This is a genomic window from Saprospiraceae bacterium (assembly GCA_026129545.1).
GTDB lineage: Bacteria > Bacteroidota > Bacteroidia > Chitinophagales > Saprospiraceae > M3007.
In genome coordinates, this window is record JAHCHX010000001.1 from 1,689,885 (window position 1) to 1,708,428 (window position 18,544).

An 18,544-nucleotide genomic window follows, 5' to 3' on the forward strand; every position below is an offset into this window, starting at 1 on the left:
CCCATGAAAATTCAACTCTTCGCCACCCACGCCCAATTCAAAGAAGCCGGATTGCTCGAAGCGTTCGGAGATTTTATGCGAGCGCATCCGCATGGCAATTTTTTCCAAAGCGCCACATTCTTCGAATTCATCGAAGACGTGCCCGGTTATCAACCTTTTTTGCTGGTCGCCATCAGCGACAAAGGCAGCATAGCGGGGTCGTTGCTCGGCGTGTTCCAGACCAATGGCACGGGCGTGAAATCGTGGCTGTCGCGCAGGCTCATCGTGTGGGGAGGCCCCATCGTCGTCCCTGTGTCCACTGCCCAGACCCAATCGGTGACACGGGGCCTGTTGGACGAGATGAAAAAACACGCCAACAGCCGCTCCATTTACATCGAGTTTCGCAACTTTTTCGACACCGCCGCACTGCGCAAAACCTTTGAGCAATCAGGATTTGTGTTCAAGCCACACCTCAACTATCTGGTGAAATGCGACGACGAGGCCGCAGCAAAAAAACGCATGAGCAGCAGCCGCACCCGCCAGATAAAATCGAGCGTGAAAATGGGTGCGGAAATCATGGAAGCACGTTCGGAGGAAGACGTGGTAGCATTCTACAAAATCCTTCACCAGCTATACAAGGAAAAAGTAAGAAAGCCGCTGCCGAGCCACGAATTGTTTTTAAAATTCTGGCAAAAAGGCATCGGAAAAACCTTTGTCGTGCTGCACGAGGAGAAAGTCGTGGGAGGCATTATGTGTCCGGTTTTTGAAAACAAAGTGATATACGAATGGTACGTCTGCGGGATGGATGGCTTGGCACAGGGTTTGCACCCCAGCGTGCTGGCAACCTGGGCACCCATAGAGTTCGGATGCAGAAACGGCTTCGAGCATTTCGACTTCATGGGGGCGGGAAAGCCCGATGAGGACTATGGCGTGCGCGAGTTCAAAGCCCGCTTTGGAGGCGACGAGGTAGCCTACGGCAGATATGAAATCGTTGTGAACAAACCTTTGTTCCAAATAGGCAAAATCGGATTGAAAATTTATCAGACCGTCCGATAAACAAGAAAAAGAAGTCTCTTGCTAATCAGATAAAAACATCACCTACCATGCGCGTGATAATTGATGTGGGGCACCCAGGCGATTTTCATCTCTTCAAAAACCTGGCGCACTTGCTCAACAAAAACGGTGGGAAAGTTCTCTTCACCACTCGTCAAAAAGAATTTGAGATAGAACTCTTGCGCTCCGAAAATCTCGCTTACAAAAGCTTCGGGAAGCACTATCTGAGCATCACTGGCAAACTATGGGGACTGCTCAAGTTCAACGCGCAGATGTTGGCGACCGCGCTCAAGTTCAAGCCGGACCTGTTCATCAGTCACGGCTCCGTCTATGCAGCCCCAGTCTCTTTTTTGCTTGGGAAAAAACACCTCTCCATGGAAGACACGGGCAACATGGAGCAAATAACGCTCTATCGCCCTTTCACCGACACCATTCTCACCCCCGACGTATTCTATCGAGAGCTTGGCCCCAAGCAAGTGCGCTACAATGGCTTCCATGAAATCGCCTATCTGCATCCCGACCACTTCACGCCCGACCCGAAGATATATCAGTGGCTTGGCCTAAATGAAGACGAGCGATACGCGATTGTTCGCTTTGTTGCCTGGAAGGCCACGCACGACATCGGACACAAAGGGCTGTCTAACGAAGACAAAGTGAGATTAGTAAAGAAACTGTCGGAGAAAATGCGCGTGTTTATCACCTCCGAAGCGAAACTCACAGACGAACTGGAACCTTACCGCTTCAAAATCGGCCCCGAAAAACTTCACCACGCGCTCAACTATGCCTCCATCGTCGTGAGCGAGGGCTCCACAGTGGCATCGGAGGCAGGCGTGTTGGGCACCCCCGCCATCTATATCAATCCTATGCCTATGGCCTACTGCCAAGAGCAGGAGAAATATGGGTTGGTGTTCAACACGAGCGAGCCCGAAAGAGTATTTTCCCTCGTGGACGAAATCCTGGGACAAGACCGACAAGCGTTTCGGGAAAAAAGCAAAAAAATGCTGGCCGAAAAGGTGAACGTCACGCAGTTCCTCTATGACTTTATCCAAGAGAAGTACATGAAAAACTAAACGAGATTTCTATCCGTTGGCCTCCGCCTAATACTACGATCCCAATCCTTCCCCCTCTCGGCAATTGACAAAACCGATACCATGCTTTTCAACTCGATTGACTTTGCCATATTCCTGCCTATTGTTTTTTTGTTGTTCTGGTTCGTTGCCCAGCGCAGCATCAAATGGCAGAACCTGCTGCTGCTTACCGCCAGTTATATTTTCTACGGGTGGTGGGACTGGCGCTTCTTGTCGCTGCTGGCTTTTAGCTCGGTGGTTGACTATTTTGTGGGGGGAGTGTTGCATAGAGAGACGAATGAGCGCAAGCGAAAAGCGCTTTTTATCACGAGCATGGGGGTCAACCTCGCGTTGCTTGGCTTCTTCAAGTACTTCAATTTTTTTGCCGACAGTTTTGTTCATGCGTTTTCATTTTTTGGGCAAGAGTTCAGCGCCCGTCGGCTGAACATCATTCTGCCTGTCGGTATCAGTTTTTACACGTTTCAGTCCATGAGCTACGCCATTGACATCTATCGGCGCAAGCTCACGCCCACCAACGACCTGATTGCTTTCTTGGCGTTTGTCAGTTTCTTCCCGCAGTTGGTGGCAGGCCCCATCGAACGGGCCTCTCACCTGTTGCCTCAATTTTTCAAGCCAAAGACCATCAGCTATCAGATGATGTCGGGGGGGCTAAAAATCATGCTGTTGGGTTTTCTCATGAAAGTGGTCGTGGCCGACCGGGTCGCACTGTATGTGGATGCGGTGTACAACAACGTCGGGCTGCACACAGGCTGGTCGTATATGCTTGCCACCTTTTTCTTTGCCTTTCAGATATACGGCGATTTCGCGGGGTACTCTCTCATCGCTATTGGCACGGCAAGGCTATTCGGGTTCGATTTGATGCAAAATTTCAATCGGCCCTACTTCTCTGCCTCTTTTCGTGAATTTTGGGGTCGCTGGCACATCTCGCTTTCCACTTGGTTCAGGGACTATCTCTACATACCGCTTGGCGGAAGCCGAGGCAGCAAGGCTCGAACATATTCCAACCTGTTCACCACCTTTTTGGTGAGTGGTCTGTGGCACGGAGCCAATTGGACATTCGTGATGTGGGGCGCCATTCATGGCACTTATCAAGTAGTGGAGCGTCTGGCACAAGAATTGAATTTCCCCCGACTGCCCAAATGGTTGAGCATACCGTTGGTGTTTGTGGGAGCTTGCCTTGCTTGGGTGTTCTTTCGCGCCGCCACCGTGCAGGATGCCTTCCATATTGTTGGTGCCATTCTCACCAATCCGGGGCATGGAATCCATGTGGGCGACATCGGCATCATGGCGTTTTCCCTTGCGGGCGTATTTCTCCTGCTTGGCATCGAAATCGCAATGGAATACTTCCCCAATGTGAGCCTGCTGCACCATCGTTGGGCACCTGTTCGCTTTGCGACCATTCTGGCCATGCTGGTCTGGATTATCACATTAGGCGTTTTTGACGGGAGCCAATTTATCTATTTCCAATTCTAAAATGAAAAAACTACTCATCCATATTGCCATTGTGCTCGCGTTGCTTGCTGTCGTGGACCGACTGGCGGGCTGGGGATTGGATTGGCTGCGCGACCATTCTCCCGATGGGCGATATTTTAAGACAAAATACTCGCTGGAAATCGCGCAAGAGGATGTCATTGTGCTGGGAAGCTCGCGTGGCGAAATGAACTATGTGTCGCAAGTAATCGAAGATTCGCTGGGAATGAGTTGCTGGAACGCCAGCCGCGGCGGGCAAGGCATGCCCTATTTTCGCGCCATTCAGGAAGGCATCTTGAATAGATACGCGCCCAAAATAGTGATATTGAACGTGGATGATTATGACTTGGAGTTTCCGCCCAACTACGAGCACGCCGGCGTGCTCAGGCCATTCTACCACAATCATCCTGAGATTCACCACATACTGGACCAAACCTCGACTTTTGAGTGGTTGCTGATGCAATCGCGCCTTTATGCCTACAATTCGAGCTACTATTATTTGATTCGCCCCTACTTTGTGCAAGGATTGGATGGCAAGACGAGCGACAAAGGCTGGAAGCCCCGCATGGATACCATGAGCGTCGAGAGGGGATTTAACTTGGAGCCAGAACCGCCCAAGATGCCACTCAACCCGGAGGGAGTCGCCTTGTTCGATACCCTCGTGAAACAATTCCAAGACAAAGGCTGCAAGATGTTTATGGTAGTCTCGCCCAATTTCGGGCGTTCGGTGGATTCCTCAACCACCATAGAATACCTGCGCAAGACATCGCGCGAGCGCAACATCCCACTATTTGTCTATTCCAATGACTCGGCTTTCATCACCAAGCCCGATTATTTCACAGACCCCAATCACTTGAATGTGGAAGGTGCCCGCCTGTTTACCAGCGACTTGGTGCGTCACATCAAACCACTCGTCGTCCACAACCAGCAGCTTTCCAGCCATGATTGACAAACTCGCAAAACTTGCCAAAAGAGAATGGGCCAACCTTAGCTTTTCGAAGAAACTAAATGTGCAGCCCCCCCACCCCATCGTGTCGTTCACGTTCGACGACGCGCCAGTGTCCGCTTTCGAACACGGGGCTGATATTTTAGCAAAACATGGGTTTGGTGGCACATTTTACATTTCTTTGTCGCTGATGAACGGCCCCGAAGCAGACACGAGGTTTACCTCCACGCATTTAAGGAAAGCTTTGGCTCGCAACAACGAACTCGGATGCCACACATACGGCCACATTGACTTGGCCCAAACAAAAACACAAGAAGGCATCGCCGACATAAAACGAAATCAAGAGACGCTGCATAAACTATTGCCGGGCTTGGAATTCAAAAACTTCTCCTATCCCTTCGGTGCGCAAACCCGCCTTATCAAAAAATTCGCCAGCGAACACTTCAGAACCGCTCGCGGCATCGAAGAAGGTCTCAACGTCGGCACTACCGATGCTTGCAATCTCAAAACAGTCAAGCTATACGAAAGCAAGCACACATTGGACTATATCTCCCAGAAAATCAGCGAAGCCCAAAAAAGCAATGCTTGGCTCATATTCTACACCCACGATGTCACCGACAAATACTCGGTATGGGGCTGTTCGCCAGCCTATTTTGAGGCAGTCGTGCAAGAATGTGCGCAACGTGGCATCACGGTAACAACCATCAACGAAGCTTTGAACCTGATAGAAAGCACCCGACATGAAAGTTAATCTACTCATCACCGGCGGTGCCGGTTTCATCGGCTCCAACCTTGTGGAGCGTTTTCTCGACGACCCCCGAATCGGCCTTGTGCGTGTCCTCGACGACCTTTCCAATGGTCTCTTCGAGAATATCGCCCCGTTTGAGTTCCATCCAAAATTTGAGTTCATCGAAGGCGACATCTGCGACTACGAAACCTGTCGGCACGCCATGAAGGGCATTCACAAAGTCACGCATCAGGCTGCGCTTGGCTCCGTGCCACGCTCCATCGAAAACCCCATGCGCACCAATGAGGTCAATGTGGGCGGCACGGTCAATGTGCTACACGCCGCCAAAGAGGCAGGTGCCGACCGCGTGGTGCTGGCATTTTCTTCGAGTACCTATGGCGACAGCCGCGAGCTGCCCAAAGTAGAAGAGCGCATCGGCAACCCGCTCTCGCCTTATGCCGTGAGCAAACTCGCGTGCGAACACTACGCACAAGTGTTCTGCAAAACTTACGGACTTCACTTCATCGGCCTCCGCTATTTCAACATTTTCGGTCCCAAACAAAACCCCGACAACCCTTATGCCGCAGTCATACCACTCTTCTGCCGAGCCTTCATAGGAGGCCACTCACCGCGCATCAACGGCGACGGCTCTCACAGCCGCGACTTCACATACGTGGAAAACGTGCTACACGCCAACGACTTGGCACTTTTCACCGACAATGCCGACGCGCTCGACCAAGTGTACAACGTCGCCTGTGGCGCTCAAGTCACCCTGAACGAAATGGTGGATATGCTCCGCCAAATATCGGGCAAGGATATTCGTCCGATTTACGGCCCAGAGCGAATGGGCGACGTGAAACACTCCAACGCCGACATTTCCAAGATACGCGAAAAATTGGGCTACGAACCCAAAGTCAAAATGTTTGAGGGCATGAAAAACGTGTATGAATGGAACAAAAAAGTGTACGAAGAGCGGCTCATGCAAGTGCAGCCCTGAAATGGTCCCAGCATCGTCAATTAAACCCATTGATAACTTACACCTTGCGCCGCCAAGTTTTGAACATGACAATAATCGCAATCTGCCCAAAATCAGGGAGAACAATCATGGCCCTCTAACAAACCTAAGCGAATCAAGGTATAAATCCTGTCGAAGAACAAAATGCGCGACTTCACCCTATCGGCCTACCATGCGCTGCTCGACCAATTGCAAGCAGCCCAATATCGGTTTCAAACATTTTCGGCTTTCCTGCAAAATCCGGCAGAACGCACCGTGATGCTGCGCCACGACGTGGACGACCGCAAGCTGCACTCGCTTGCATTCGCCAAAATCCAACACGAACGCGGCATCGTGGGCACTTACTATTTTCGCATGGTGCCGGAAAGCTTCGATGAAGGGGTGATACGCGAAATGCGCGACATGGGACACGAAATCGGCTACCATTACGAAGACATGGATTTTGCCAACGGCGACCCACACCTCGCGGTGCAGCTGTTTGAAAAACACCTGGAAAAACTCCGCAAAGTAGCCCCCATCACCTCGATTTGCATGCATGGCAGCCCACGCTCCAAATACGACAACAAGGATGTATGGAAACACTACGACTACAAAAAATACGGCATCATCGGGGAGCCATACTTCGATATTGATTTTTCAAAAGTGTATTATCTCACGGATACTGGCCGCCAATGGGATGGTCACAAAGTAAGCGTGAGAGACAAAGTGGATAACCATTTCGGTCTATCTTTCCATTCGACTTATGATGTAATTGAGGGTATTCGCCATGGGAAATTGCCTGACAAGGTGATGTTTAACTTCCACCCGCAACGTTGGACCGACGCTCCCCTACTTTGGCTGAAAGAAAAAAATATACAGCGGGCGAAGAATCTGGCTAAGTATTTGCTTATTAAGTTCAGACAAAACAAAACCCCAAATCACAACGCACCGGCGTGAAAAGGGCAGCCCAAGCAAAACGGTCTGTATTTTCCGGTTCAATCTCTCCCCCGCCTGTTCCATTACGGAGCGAATTGATTCCACTCTTTTCAAGCACAAGCAAGTGTCCACCCAATTTATTCGGACGACCGTGCGATAATCATTCAATACCGAATTCAAACGATGAAACAACCTCTACACCATTTTGCCGACCAAACCCAAACTACGCAGCCTAATGCGTACCGCAAGATGCTGTACAGCGAGGTGCCTGCTCAGGTAGTTGACCTTATCGAAGAAACCGTTGATTTGGACAACCCCTGGGATGCAGCCATTTTGCAGACTTCCTCGCCCGTCAACCTTGTCAATTTTGCTTCCAATCGCGGTTATGGCGAATCAGGTCTCGGTTGCATCACAAACCTCAAGAAAATCAACGACATCCGCTTCGTCAACAAATTCTTGGAATCCGCAAACGAATGTCTCCGCTACGGAGGAACCCTCATAGGTTGCGTCGAAACAGCGCAACAACGCAAAGACCGCCTCATGGCGAAATTCCCATTCCCGCTCAACAAAGTGTACTACTTCTTCGACTTTTGGGTGAAGCGGGTGTGGCCTAAACTACCATACTTCAAACAGCTTTATTTCTTCATCACCACAGGACGCAATCGCGTGATTTCCGAAATGGAAACTTACGGACGGCTCTACTCTTGTGGCTTCCGCCTGAAAAAAACCCTCAACTCTGACGGTCTGCTCTACTTTGTGGCCGAAAAAACGGGCGAACCAGACTACAACAACGAGGCTTCCTACGGGCCGCTCATCAAACTTCGGCGCGTGGGCAAAAACGGCAGAGTGTTTGGCGTATATAAATTCCGCACGATGTATCCCTACTCAGAATACATCCAAGAGTTTGTCTATCAGCACAACGGCCTGCAGCCGGGTGGCAAAATAAAAGAAGACCCTCGTGTCAACTCCGCCGGGCGCTTCATGCGCAAATACTGGCTCGACGAGCTGCCCATGCTTTGGAACTTCCTCAAAGGCGATATGAAACTCATCGGGGTGCGCCCGCTCAGCCGCCACTACATGAGCCTCTACCCGAAAGATTTTCAGGAATATCGCCAGCGGTTCAAGCCCGGTTTGATTCCTCCGGTCTATGTCGAAATCCCGGAGACGCTGGAAGACGTGGTCGCCATCGAAGGGCGCTATCTGGCTGCTTATGAGCGCAACCCACTGCTCACCGATTTTCGCTACTTTTGCAGGGCTTTTTACAACATCGTCATCAAAAGGGTAAGAAGCAAATAGGCCAATGGAACATCCCAGTCTGGAGACCAACGATTTAGGCTCTTACCAAGACCTGCTCGAAAAATTCCTCTCGCGGAATTATCAGTTCGTTTTTTTTCGGGAGTTGACCCAGCCAATGGGCCAACTGGCGCTGCGCCACGACATTGATTTTGACACTCATTTCGCCTTGCGCACAGCACGCATCGAGGCCGAATTGGGCATCAAAGCCACCTATTTCTTTTTGCTGCGCTCCAACTTCTACAACATCCTTTCGGCAGACGATGCGCTCAACGTGCACAAAATCAAAGAGCTCGGCCACACCGTCAGCATTCATTTCGACCCTGTCATCTATGATGACTTCCACGAAGGCTTGTTGTTGGAGGCAGACATTTTCCAGCGGTATTTCAATGTGCCAGTCAACATCATCAGCCTGCACCGTCCCAACCAGTTTTTCAGAGAATACGATTCACCAATCAAAGGCATAGAGCATACTTACCAGTCCAAATACTTCAAAGACATCAAATACTTTTCGGACTCGACTGGCCAATGGCGCTTTGGCGCACCGACCGATTCCGTAGAGTTTATGCAGGGCAAGTCGCTCCATGTACTCATTCACCCTGTGTGGTGGATGGTGGCCGGCGCGTCCAATCTCGACAAATTGCAAAAGTATTTTGGCCAGCGCACCCAATTGCTCAAAAAAGAATTCTTCGACAACTGCCTACCTTTCCGGGAAATTTACGCCCATGTTTGACAATATCGCCCTGTTTGGCTGCAAATCCACCACGCGATTTCTGCTTGAAAACCTACAAATCCCATTCAAAATCCGACATCTTATTTCCATTGGCCCGGCGCAGGGCGAGCGACACGAAGTGGCTGATTATGACGATTTGTCGGAACTCGCTCACCAACACGGCATTACTTTCTATCAGGCTAAACAATACTCATTAAAAAACGAGACCGACCAAGACTACATCCGCTCCCTTGGCATTGACATAGCCTTTGTCATTGGATGGCAGCGACTTGTGCCCGCAGATATATTAAACAGCCTCCGCATTGGCGCATTCGGAATGCACGGCAGCGCCATGAACCTGCCTCTGGGAAGAGGGCGCTCTCCCATGAACTGGTCTATCATCGAGGGCAGGCGAGCCTTCTATACCAACCTCTTCAGATACGACCCTGGCGTGGACTCTGGCGACATAGTGGATACTTTCAAATTCCAAATCACGCCCCGCGACACCGCAGAGACCATGCACTTTAAAAATACGCTTGCCATGAAATTCCTCGTCGAGCGTAACATTGAGCGCCTCGCCAACAACACCTTCAAAACCTTCCCGCAGGATATTTCCACCAAGCCCACCTATTACCCCAAGCGCAATCCGTCAGACAGTTTGATTGACTGGAATCAAGACATTTCGTTCATCGAGCGTTTTGTCAGAGCGGTCACGCGCCCCTTCAATGGCGCATTCGCCTTTGTCGGAAACCACAAAGTGGTCATTCTGGACGCTCAAATGTTCGATGTGAGCGATTTTGGCTACGAAGCCCTAAAAGCAGGAACAGTGGCGGCTGTTTTTGACAGCGGAAAATTTTTGGTAAAATGCTATGGCGGCCTGCTGCTGGTGAATGCCTGCGAAACAGATGCCATTCTGAAACCCGGGATGAGATTTCACAACAACGGGCTGGAAGTCAGACAGTTTGAACGAAATAGCTTGGGATACTTTGATATAGAAGAAGACGAATAGACAAACACGATTTGCCCCAAAACGACGAGGTGGCTTTCGCAAACAAGCGAAAGCCACCTCGTCGTTTTGGGGTGATTATGCTACTCGTGGTGCGCCTCGTATGCGGCTTCCACCTTTTCGCGAAACTGCTCATAAATCTCGACGGGTATCTTGTGCCGGATGGATTGCAGAAACTGACGCAGCTTCAGGTACTCGCTTTCCGTCAAGATATCGTCCTCCATGAATGCGTTGAACAGCTCGAGAAAGTTTTCGCTCACATTTCGGGCAAACTCGATGCGCTTCACTTTGTCTTCAATAAAAGCAAGAAAATAAAGCCCTTCGGTGTAGTTGAGCCGACGGCGCATCACGAGGCTATCCACCTCATTTTTGATTTCTTCCAGTCGGCGCCCAGCCACATCGGCACTGATGACCTGCGTCTCAAAGCCGCTGTACACCTGTTGCGCACGTTCGCCGTAGCGCCGAATGATTTGCTCCCGCCGACGAAACAACCACCAACCAAACAGCATGGTGAGCAAGGCAGTGGATGCCACCATCGTGATTTCCACCAGATAGCCCGTGTCGTCGAGATACTGTATCTGCCTCGACAGGAAATTGGAGCCTTGTTCCAATCCGTTGGTGCGAACAGTGAAGTCGAGCGGCTCGAAGTCTTCTTCCGTCAAGGCACGCGAGGGGCGCAGCGCATTGATGTGGTTGAGATACGTCTCCTTGAACTGCGACAAATCTTCTTCGCGGTAATAGTTGCGGATGTTGCTACCATGTCCCAATTGAAAGCCTTGGCCGTATCGCGTGGTTATCAATTGATTGGTTTTTAGAAAATAAAATAAAAATCTCTGCAACTGCGCAGTGTCGCGCAGTGCGGCTAAGCGGCTTGCGTCGGCACTGTCGAGCTCGGTTTGTTTGGAAAGTTTCTGGGCTTGTTGATGAAGCAGCCCAAGCAATTCTCGAGCATCGGGATGAAGGATATGTTGCCGTCCGAGGCGCTTGAAATGCTCCTCGTTCATTTCGATAAGAGAGCCCGGCCCGAGATGCGTGACGGAAATGAAATAAAAATTGGGTGGGACGGTCACTGGTTTCCCGCCTAAATAAGCGGTGTCGCGCGAGCTGCTCAAGGATTCCCACAGCTCGGGGCCGAAAAACGTTTCGGGATTGATTTTATCAAAATTATCGGCCACTGCCACGAATTTCTGTTCGGGGAAACGCTTGCAATTTTCCCAAAACTCAACGAGCCGCCCGGGCTCAAACTTGCCATCCTCCTCTTCTCCGATATATTTTTTGTGGAAATCCAAATCGAACTGCGGGGCGCAGTTGATTTCAAGCAAGTTTTCCGGGCGATTGGCAATCAGGCGAGAAAGATGCCTCGGCAATTTAGTGCCTCCCACTCCGGTCACCCCTGAGACCACCACAAACTTTCTATCCAACACCGCCTCGGCAAGTGCTCGAAAACGCGACCACTCAATGACAGAGATATAGGGTTTGGAAACCAGTTTGAGGGCAGTAGAGTCGCCCGTTTTATAGGGAAGATTATGTATTCGGCAGTAAAGAAGTTGCAACGAGTCAGGTGCTTCTTCGAGGGTCAAATGGCGCTGCCTCAACAGCATACCTGCTTCATCCCACAAGGGGTCGGGACGATTGCGCAGACCAAACCAACAGCCAACAGCCAGCAAGGGCAGCAAAAACAAGTATAAACGGACAGGAGGGAAGGACATATTTGGCGGATTACAAGATTTTGTTGGGCGAAGGTAGCGGAAGTAAGCAGAATGTCTGTGCCGTCAATTTGTCAACAAATGCAAAAAGATGAACATGAAGATAGAATCGCTCGAAACAACCCTGCTTTGGGCACCGGGGGGCTTCACCGTATTTTAGCGCACCGTACTTTTGCGGGCATGATTCAACACAACTATCCCACTCCCGACTCCTTTACCCGCACCCGCAGCGGCGAACTGTTTGAGAGTGCCAAGACGTATTTTCCCGGCGGGGTACATTCGCCCGTACGCGCATTCAATAGCGTGCAAGGTCCGCCGATATTTTTTCAAAAGGGTGAGGGCTGCCATTTGCACGATGTTGATGGACAGAGGTTTGTTGATTTTTGCTGTTCGTGGGGGCCACTCATTCTTGGTCACTGCCATCCAGCGGTGGTGCAGCGCGTGCAGGAAACCGTCGCCAATGGGATGTCGTTCGGCACCCCTACGCCACATGACAATTTAATCGGGAAATTGATACTCGACCACCACCGCTATATTGAGATGATTCGATTCGTGAGCAGCGGCACGGAAGCCGTGATGAGTGCCTTGCGCCTTGCCCGCGGCGTGACCGGGCGCAGCAAAGTCATCAAGTTCGAGGGCTGTTATCATGGTCATGTGGACGCGCTGTTGGTGAAAGCCGGTTCGGGGCTGGTCACGTTTGGCATCAGCACCTCGGCGGGCATCCCGGCATCTTTTGCCCAAGAGACTCTCGTGGTGCCATTGGCCGACCCTGCAGCGCTCGAAGCAGCGTTGAGCGCCCACGAAGGGGAAGTGGCTTGTGTAATTGTGGAGCCGATTCCGGCAAACAATGGCCTCTTGCTGCAAGATGTTGGCTTTCTGCAATTTGTGAGGGAAAAGACACGCGAACACGGTGTGTTGCTCATTTTCGACGAGGTCATCTCCGGCTTTCGCGTGGGGTTTGAGGGCGCGGCGGGCTTGTTTGACATTCAGCCTGACATCATCACTTTTGGGAAAATTATCGGCGGCGGGATGCCGGTCGGTGCTTACGCCGCCAGCAAGGAAATCATGGAACACGTTGCGCCAGTCGGCCCGGTATATCAGGCTGGCACCTTGAGCGCCAACCCGGTCGCCATGGCTGCAGGGTTCGCCACCTTGACCGAACTGCTTAAACCCGGTTTTTATGAAAATCTGGAGGCGAAGACGCGCCAGTTCACAGGGCACTTGCAGGAATTCTGCGACAGGCGGGGCTATGAGGCAACTTTCCCCAGCATCGGCTCTATTTTTTGGCCCACCTTCACTCGAAAACACATTCACCGTTCGGACGAAATTGATGGCTCGCGCATGGAATATTTCAAAAAAATGCACCTTGAGTGTCTAAAACGCGGGGTTTATTTCGGCCCTTCCGGCTATGAGGTGGGTTTCGTGTCGGCAGCGCACACGGAGGCCGCGCTGGATTTTGCCGCAGAAAAAATTTGCGCAAGTTTGGATGTGGTGTTCGGATAAGGAATATGCTTTGGGAGTGGCTCATTTTGTTGACAGGTTTGACATGATTTACAGGATTGGTCGTGGTGTTGTTAAATCATGTCAATCTTGTCAACAAAAATTTCCAATAGAGCCTGTCAGTTGAACAAAAGAAACGGCTTAGTCCCACTTGAAGTAAGTGCCGAGCGAGAGCGCCGGTCTTTGTGGCACCAAATCTCCCTGAAAGGCGCCCGCCGCGGTCACGATAGCGCCCCAAAAGCGATTGAACTCGTAGATGCCTTTTGCGCCAAACGACCAGTAGCTTTGGTTGGGAAGAAACATTCCGGTGTTGAGGTTGGGAATCGGGGAAAAATACACCTTGGAGCCAGTGTTTTCCCACAAATCGGTAAAAGCGATGGCCCAGCATTTGCCTATTTTGACACCGCCCTCCAAGCCGAAATTGACGAAATGGTTTTCCCACCCCCCCCTGCCTCCCCAGCCTCCGTAGCCAAACCAATAGTGCTTGCCATAACCGCGACCGATGCTGACGGTGGTCAGTAGGCTGAGCGCGTCGTATCCTGTTCGCAAGCCCGTTCCCTCTTGATAGCGATTGTTGGGCATATCCACGCGCAGCTGGCCGCTCAGCGTCCATTTTTCGGCCACAAAGTTTTGCCGAACCGCCACCGTGATGTTGCCCAGCCCAGTCAGTATGCCTTCCCGGACAATCGGGTTGCCACCTGCGGTTACGATTTTCCCAGATTTCAACACGCGATAAGGCACTGCCACCCACACCGTCGTTTTTCGGGCAATGCCGTACTCGCCATAAAACTGGAAGGCGTTTTCCGTGATTTCGCGCTCCAAGGAGCGCGTTCCGTCGGTTGCCTTTCGGTCAAAAATGGCATCGTACGTCGGGATGTGCTGCCATGCTCCCTGCGCATAAAAGCCTGCCTTGTTGCGCGTCCATGGGCTTTGCGCGTTCAGGGGAGCTGGTGCGATTGCCCAAAACGTTGTCAAGAGACAAAATACAATAGGCAAGAATGTAGGCATGAGACATTGAGTGCGGCTAGTACAATATAGCTTAATTCCGCCACAAAGGCGCTAAGACACAAAGGTTTTAAAATCAATTCCTTAGGGGACTTTGCGACTTTGTGGCGATTTCAAGAAATTCAAATTATGGTGTCGTTAGGGTTTGTATTCGCTTTGAATGGCAGATTTCACCACGCGGATGAAGGTTTTTTCATCCACCATGAGTCGCACGACAGGGCCATCAATTTTGGTGATTTTCCCGATGATGCCCGCGTTGGTGATGACATCCAATCCCTCGCGCAGGCTTTCCTGAAACTTTTGGGTTTCCTTTTGTCGCTTGATTTGAGGCCGAATGAGAAAGAAGTAAAATACAACGAGAATGAGTAAGGGGAACAGCATGCTGAGAAATGCGCTGCCGCCGGGCTGCTGTGCCTGCAAGAAGATAAATTGCAACATGGTTGTCAATTATTTGTGAAAGAAAAACACCCTGCAGCCGAAGCGACAGGGTGCGCAAATGTAGTATTTTTTGAAGGCAAAGGGCTGCGCCCTACGGTTTACAGCTTGAAAACCTTATCGTCAATGCCACCATTTACTTTCAATTCTTTTACCACGCCTTTGAGCGGCACTGGCATGATGCCGATGAGCGTCACGGTATGGGGAAACAAAACGCCATTCATCTCCTTGTAGTCGGCAAGGTCGGTCGTCATGCTGGCTGGCTGACCGTCTTGGCCGGTCACGCTGCTGACTTCACGCACTTTGAGGCTGGTCTTCATATCGTAGTACTCCGTGCGCTTTTTCCCATCGGGGCGTTCCACCTCTACGATGTAGGCATCGCTACCGTTGATTTGCTCCAGCCCTTTGAGGGCTAGTTTATAGCCGCCTGTCAGGTAGGTGGCTTCTTTGCAAAAGAGTGCCTGCTCCTTCAAGTCGTTGAGGTCTTCGCCTTCCAAGTCGCGCGAGCCGCCCATGCCTGATTCCTTTGCTTTGGTGCCGTCGAACTGTTGTTTCGACATGGACATACCGTTCATGGTCATGTCGGTGGCGATTTTGCCGTCTTTCTGCCATGTGGACAAAGTCAGTTCAGGCCCGCCCGTTTGTATCACGCTTGTCATTTTCAGGTCTTTGATGGCCGCGATTTTCGCGGTGCCGCCGATAGCGTTCACATAATCCTCGATGACCTTTTCCGCCGTCATGCCAGCGGGCAGCTTGGCGCCAGAGGGAATGATGGGATTGCCATAAACGTCGTACATATTGACTTTTCCTTCGGGCGAGAATTGCTTCAGGCGGTCGGCCACATCATCTTTGTTGCCTACCACGAGAATGTGCGCGCGGTCGGGGTTGATGTACTTTTTGGCCATAGCAGCGACATCTTGGGGTGTCACGTTTTGCAGCACTTGGAGGTATTTTTCATAATAGTCGGCTGGCAACTTGAAGCGGGCGGTCGAGAGCGCGAAATTGGCCACCGTGCCGGGCTGCTCGAGGCTTTGCGAAAACTGCCCAGTCAAAACGTTTTTCACCACTTGCAGCTCATCGTTGGGTACCGGCTCGGAGGCCATGCGCCGCATTTCTTTCAACAGCTCGATGATAGAGCTATCGGTCACCGCATTGCGGACGCTCGCGGTGGCATTGAAAGAACCTACCAGACGGTCGGGATTGAGCGAGCTGCGCGCGCCGTAGGTCCAGCCGTGTCCTTCACGCAAATTGGCGTTGATGCGGCTGTTGAAATACCCTCCAAACAATGCGTTGGCCACACGCCCCTTAATGGCCTCCTGAGTGCCGGGCAGGAGGTCAACCGGGTAAGTGATGTTGATGACCGACTGCACAGCCCCGGGTTTGTGCACGAAATCCACTTGAGTCTTGGCGGGTGCTTGTGGCACGGCGTATTTGTGCATGGGCACATCGCCTTTTTGCCATTTGCCAAAATACTGCTTCGCGTATTTCTCCGCTTGCGCTTTGGTCACATCGCCCACCACCACGAAATAGGCGATATTGGGCTTGAAATAAGTGTTGTAGTGGCCTCGAATCTGGTCGAGGTTGATTTTTGCCAACGACTCTTCGGTCATGATTTCGCCATAAGGATGGTTTTTGCCGTAGCGCAACACCGAGCCTACATTGTTGGCAATCGCGTTCGCATCATCTTTGTTGGCCGCGAGACCGCTCTCTTGGCGACGCTTTGCTTTTTCCAACTCTTCTGCCGGAAAGCTTGGGTTGAGCAACACGTCGGACATGATTTCCAACAGCTTTTCGGAATGTTTGGACAGGCATGAGCCATTCACCCCATTTTGGCTGGAAGAAAGCGTGGCGCCAATAAAATCCACCGCTTCATCTATCTGCGATTTGGTGCGGGTCTTGGTGCCTTTGGAAAGCAATTCGCCCATCATTTGGACATAGCCCGCTGCGTCTTTCTCTTGCACGGGGTCATTGTCCACAAAAATTTGAAATGAAGCTCTGGGCAACTTATGGTTTTCGACCACGATGACCGTGAGGCCGTTGTCGAGTTTGAACGTCTCCGCTTTCCCGATTTGAATTTTGGGAGCAGAGCCGGGAGCGGGAGCAGCCTGACGAACATTGCCGCTTGGCATGGGTATGGCAGGTGCGCCGCTGGGCGTTTGTTGGGCTACAACGGTGGAACAAAATGCTGCCGCCAGCAAAAAAGCTGTGACGGCTGTTATTTTTGAAAAATACTTCATGGTGTGCTATATGGCAAATGATTGATTGTAAATTGTTTGTTGCTGATGAATGGCAGAAAAAGCGGGTTCATCGGGTTCATCAGGGTTGTCTTGTTTTGGGCAGCCAGTAGAGCACCACGCGGGCATTCTTGTTGAAATACTTGTTGGCCGCATTGCGAATGTCTTCGCGGGTCACTTTGCGATAGCGTTCGAGTTCCGTGTTGATGAGGTTGGCATCGCCGTAGTACATTTTGTAGTTGGCGAGGCTTTCCGCGATGCCGGCCACCGTGTTGTTGGCCGTCACGAAATCTGTTTCAACCTGATTTTGAAGTTTTTGAAACTCCGTCTCCGGTATCAGATTGGTCTGCACGTCAGAGATGACGGCATCCATTGATTTTTCCAAATCGGAGGGGTCCACGCCCATGTTGCCGATGGCAAAGCAGATGTTCACGCCGGGGTCTTCGAGCTCGAGCGGGAATGAGCCTGCGAACACGGCCTTTTGCTGCTCGTCCACGATGATTTTTTGCATCCGGCTGCTTTCGCCTTGGCTGAGCAGCATGCCGAGCATCTTCACGGCATAGAAGTCTTTGGTGCCTTGCGCAGGGATGTGGTAGCCTAGCACCACGGCTGGCAGCTGCACGTTGTCGTACACCGTGTCGCGCAACTCACGAGTCATGGGTGGTTCCTGCGGAAATTTGCGTTGTATTTCCCCTTTGCCACGCGGGATGTCTTTGAAGAAAGCATCTATAAGCTTTTTCGTCTGCTCTATGTCTATATCGCCAGCGATGGATAGAATGGCGTTGTCAGGACGATAGAAGTCTTTATAGAATTGTTGATAGTCGGCTTCTTCCGCCGCATCGAGGTCTTCCATGGAGCCGATGACGGAGCTCTTGTAGGGATGCACCTTGTAGAGCCGCTTCATGGTCTCTTCGAGCAGGCGGCCATAGGGCTGATTGTCCACCCGTTGGCGGCGCTCCTCTTTCACCACCTGGCGCTGGGTTTCGATGCCGATGTTCTCGACTTTTGCGTGGAGCATGCGCTCGCTTTCGAGCCAAAGGCCGAGCGCGAGTTGGTTGCTGGGCAACACCTCAAAGTAGTAGGTGCGGTCGTACCAAGTGTTGGCATTGTTGCTGCCACCGGCATTGTTGATGTAGTCGTCGAATTCGCCGCGCTTGATGTTTTCAGAACCCTCGAAAAGCAAGTGCTCAAAGAAGTGCGCGAAGCCCGAACGCTTGGGTTTTTCATTTTTGGAGCCTACATGATACATGACGGACACCGCCACGATGGGGGTAGAATGGTCTTCGTGAAGGATGACTTTCAGACCGTTGGGCAGCTCGTATTCCACGAACTTGATGTTCTGGGCAACGGCGGCTTGGAGCAAGAAAGCACAAAGAAAAAGGGACAGAGAGAGACTCTTCATAGCCTGTTATTGTGTTAATGTGAAAAAATGCCCGCGAAGGTGGGCCAATTGCTGGCGA

16 protein-coding genes are annotated in these 18,544 nt (G+C 51.4%); 11 read left to right on the plus strand and 5 right to left on the minus strand.

Translation table 11 applies throughout. The features are described from left to right. Positions 1-3 precede the first annotated feature (3 nt). The 10 genes from KIS77_06415 to KIS77_06460 all read left to right on the plus strand — a co-directional run bounded on the left by KIS77_06415 (position 4) and on the right by KIS77_06460 (position 10,207). The gene (locus KIS77_06415; GenBank protein MCW5921952.1) at positions 4-1,035 is read left to right on the plus strand and encodes a GNAT family N-acetyltransferase; all 1,032 of its coding nucleotides are present in this window, start codon (positions 4-6) and stop codon (positions 1,033-1,035) included. 47 nt (positions 1,036-1,082) lie between these two features. Continuing rightward, on the plus strand, positions 1,083-2,102 hold the full coding sequence (locus KIS77_06420) for a DUF354 domain-containing protein (GenBank protein ID MCW5921953.1): 1,020 nt from the start codon (positions 1,083-1,085) through the stop codon (positions 2,100-2,102). An 81-nt stretch (positions 2,103-2,183) separates the two neighbouring features. Further along, the gene (locus tag KIS77_06425; protein ID MCW5921954.1) at positions 2,184-3,593 is read left to right on the plus strand and encodes an MBOAT family protein; all 1,410 of its coding nucleotides are present in this window, start codon (positions 2,184-2,186) and stop codon (positions 3,591-3,593) included. 1 nt (position 3,594) lies between these two features. Continuing rightward, complete coding sequence (locus KIS77_06430; GenBank protein MCW5921955.1) at positions 3,595-4,539, plus strand: hypothetical protein; 945 nt, start codon at positions 3,595-3,597, stop codon at positions 4,537-4,539. Continuing rightward, positions 4,532-5,287: a polysaccharide deacetylase family protein gene (locus KIS77_06435; GenBank protein MCW5921956.1), complete on the plus strand. Its 756-nt coding sequence runs from the start codon at positions 4,532-4,534 to the stop codon at positions 5,285-5,287. The genes KIS77_06430 and KIS77_06435 overlap by 8 nt, the downstream gene beginning before the upstream one ends. After that, a complete protein-coding gene (locus KIS77_06440; GenBank protein MCW5921957.1) occupies positions 5,277-6,260 on the plus strand; it encodes an SDR family oxidoreductase in 984 nt (327 codons plus the stop codon). The genes KIS77_06435 and KIS77_06440 overlap by 11 nt, the downstream gene beginning before the upstream one ends. 162 nt (positions 6,261-6,422) lie before the next feature. Next, complete coding sequence (locus tag KIS77_06445) at positions 6,423-7,214, plus strand: hypothetical protein (protein MCW5921958.1); 792 nt, start codon at positions 6,423-6,425, stop codon at positions 7,212-7,214. 162 nt (positions 7,215-7,376) lie between these two features. Continuing rightward, on the plus strand, positions 7,377-8,489 hold the full coding sequence (locus tag KIS77_06450; GenBank protein ID MCW5921959.1) for a sugar transferase: 1,113 nt from the start codon (positions 7,377-7,379) through the stop codon (positions 8,487-8,489). 4 nt (positions 8,490-8,493) lie between these two features. Continuing rightward, a complete protein-coding gene (locus KIS77_06455; GenBank protein ID MCW5921960.1) occupies positions 8,494-9,219 on the plus strand; it encodes a hypothetical protein in 726 nt (241 codons plus the stop codon). Beyond that, positions 9,212-10,207, plus strand: a complete 996-nt coding sequence (locus KIS77_06460; GenBank protein ID MCW5921961.1) for a hypothetical protein — start codon at positions 9,212-9,214, stop codon at positions 10,205-10,207. The genes KIS77_06455 and KIS77_06460 overlap by 8 nt, the downstream gene beginning before the upstream one ends. 80 nt (positions 10,208-10,287) lie before the next feature. On the opposite strand, the gene KIS77_06465 is transcribed toward KIS77_06460, so the two are convergent. Then, the gene (locus tag KIS77_06465) at positions 10,288-11,913 is read right to left on the minus strand and encodes a hypothetical protein (protein MCW5921962.1); all 1,626 of its coding nucleotides are present in this window, start codon (positions 11,911-11,913) and stop codon (positions 10,288-10,290) included. Between the two features lie 177 nt (positions 11,914-12,090). On the opposite strand from KIS77_06465, the gene hemL reads away from it, so the two are divergent. After that, the gene (gene hemL, locus KIS77_06470) at positions 12,091-13,413 is read left to right on the plus strand and encodes a glutamate-1-semialdehyde 2,1-aminomutase (GenBank protein ID MCW5921963.1); all 1,323 of its coding nucleotides are present in this window, start codon (positions 12,091-12,093) and stop codon (positions 13,411-13,413) included. Positions 13,414-13,551: 138 nt separating this feature from the next. Here hemL and KIS77_06475 read toward each other — a convergent pair whose 3' ends face one another. From KIS77_06475 to KIS77_06490, 4 genes are all read right to left on the minus strand, one after another. Further along, the gene (locus tag KIS77_06475; protein ID MCW5921964.1) at positions 13,552-14,418 is read right to left on the minus strand and encodes a hypothetical protein; all 867 of its coding nucleotides are present in this window, start codon (positions 14,416-14,418) and stop codon (positions 13,552-13,554) included. 135 nt (positions 14,419-14,553) lie between these two features. Beyond that, entirely contained in the window at positions 14,554-14,853 is a 300-nt protein-coding gene (gene yajC, locus KIS77_06480; protein MCW5921965.1) for a preprotein translocase subunit YajC, read from the minus strand. Between the two features lie 98 nt (positions 14,854-14,951). Then, positions 14,952-17,087, minus strand: coding sequence for an insulinase family protein (locus KIS77_06485; protein MCW5921966.1), 2,136 nt, complete (start codon positions 17,085-17,087; stop codon positions 14,952-14,954). Between the two features lie 79 nt (positions 17,088-17,166). Continuing rightward, the gene (locus KIS77_06490) at positions 17,167-18,486 is read right to left on the minus strand and encodes an insulinase family protein (GenBank protein MCW5921967.1); all 1,320 of its coding nucleotides are present in this window, start codon (positions 18,484-18,486) and stop codon (positions 17,167-17,169) included. Positions 18,487-18,544: the final 58 nt, after the last annotated feature.

Bases quoted from the DNA above. Each gene is read 5' to 3' on its own strand.
- KIS77_06415 (MCW5921952.1), top strand. From the start codon at position 4: ATGAAAATTCAACTCTTCGCCACCCACGCCCAATTCAAAGAAGCCGGA.
- KIS77_06420 (MCW5921953.1), top strand. From the start codon at position 1,083: ATGCGCGTGATAATTGATGTGGGGCACCCAGGCGATTTTCATCTCTTC.
- KIS77_06425 (MCW5921954.1), top strand. From the start codon at position 2,184: ATGCTTTTCAACTCGATTGACTTTGCCATATTCCTGCCTATTGTTTTT.
- KIS77_06430 (MCW5921955.1), top strand. From the start codon at position 3,595: ATGAAAAAACTACTCATCCATATTGCCATTGTGCTCGCGTTGCTTGCT.
- KIS77_06435 (MCW5921956.1), top strand. From the start codon at position 4,532: ATGATTGACAAACTCGCAAAACTTGCCAAAAGAGAATGGGCCAACCTT.
- KIS77_06440 (MCW5921957.1), top strand. From the start codon at position 5,277: ATGAAAGTTAATCTACTCATCACCGGCGGTGCCGGTTTCATCGGCTCC.
- KIS77_06445 (MCW5921958.1), top strand. From the start codon at position 6,423: ATGCGCGACTTCACCCTATCGGCCTACCATGCGCTGCTCGACCAATTG.
- KIS77_06450 (MCW5921959.1), top strand. From the start codon at position 7,377: ATGAAACAACCTCTACACCATTTTGCCGACCAAACCCAAACTACGCAG.
- KIS77_06455 (MCW5921960.1), top strand. From the start codon at position 8,494: ATGGAACATCCCAGTCTGGAGACCAACGATTTAGGCTCTTACCAAGAC.
- KIS77_06460 (MCW5921961.1), top strand. From the start codon at position 9,212: ATGTTTGACAATATCGCCCTGTTTGGCTGCAAATCCACCACGCGATTT.
- KIS77_06465 (MCW5921962.1), bottom strand. From the start codon at position 11,913: ATGTCCTTCCCTCCTGTCCGTTTATACTTGTTTTTGCTGCCCTTGCTG.
- hemL (MCW5921963.1), top strand. From the start codon at position 12,091: ATGATTCAACACAACTATCCCACTCCCGACTCCTTTACCCGCACCCGC.
- KIS77_06475 (MCW5921964.1), bottom strand. From the start codon at position 14,418: ATGCCTACATTCTTGCCTATTGTATTTTGTCTCTTGACAACGTTTTGG.
- yajC (MCW5921965.1), bottom strand. From the start codon at position 14,853: ATGTTGCAATTTATCTTCTTGCAGGCACAGCAGCCCGGCGGCAGCGCA.
- KIS77_06485 (MCW5921966.1), bottom strand. From the start codon at position 17,087: ATGAAGTATTTTTCAAAAATAACAGCCGTCACAGCTTTTTTGCTGGCG.
- KIS77_06490 (MCW5921967.1), bottom strand. From the start codon at position 18,486: ATGAAGAGTCTCTCTCTGTCCCTTTTTCTTTGTGCTTTCTTGCTCCAA.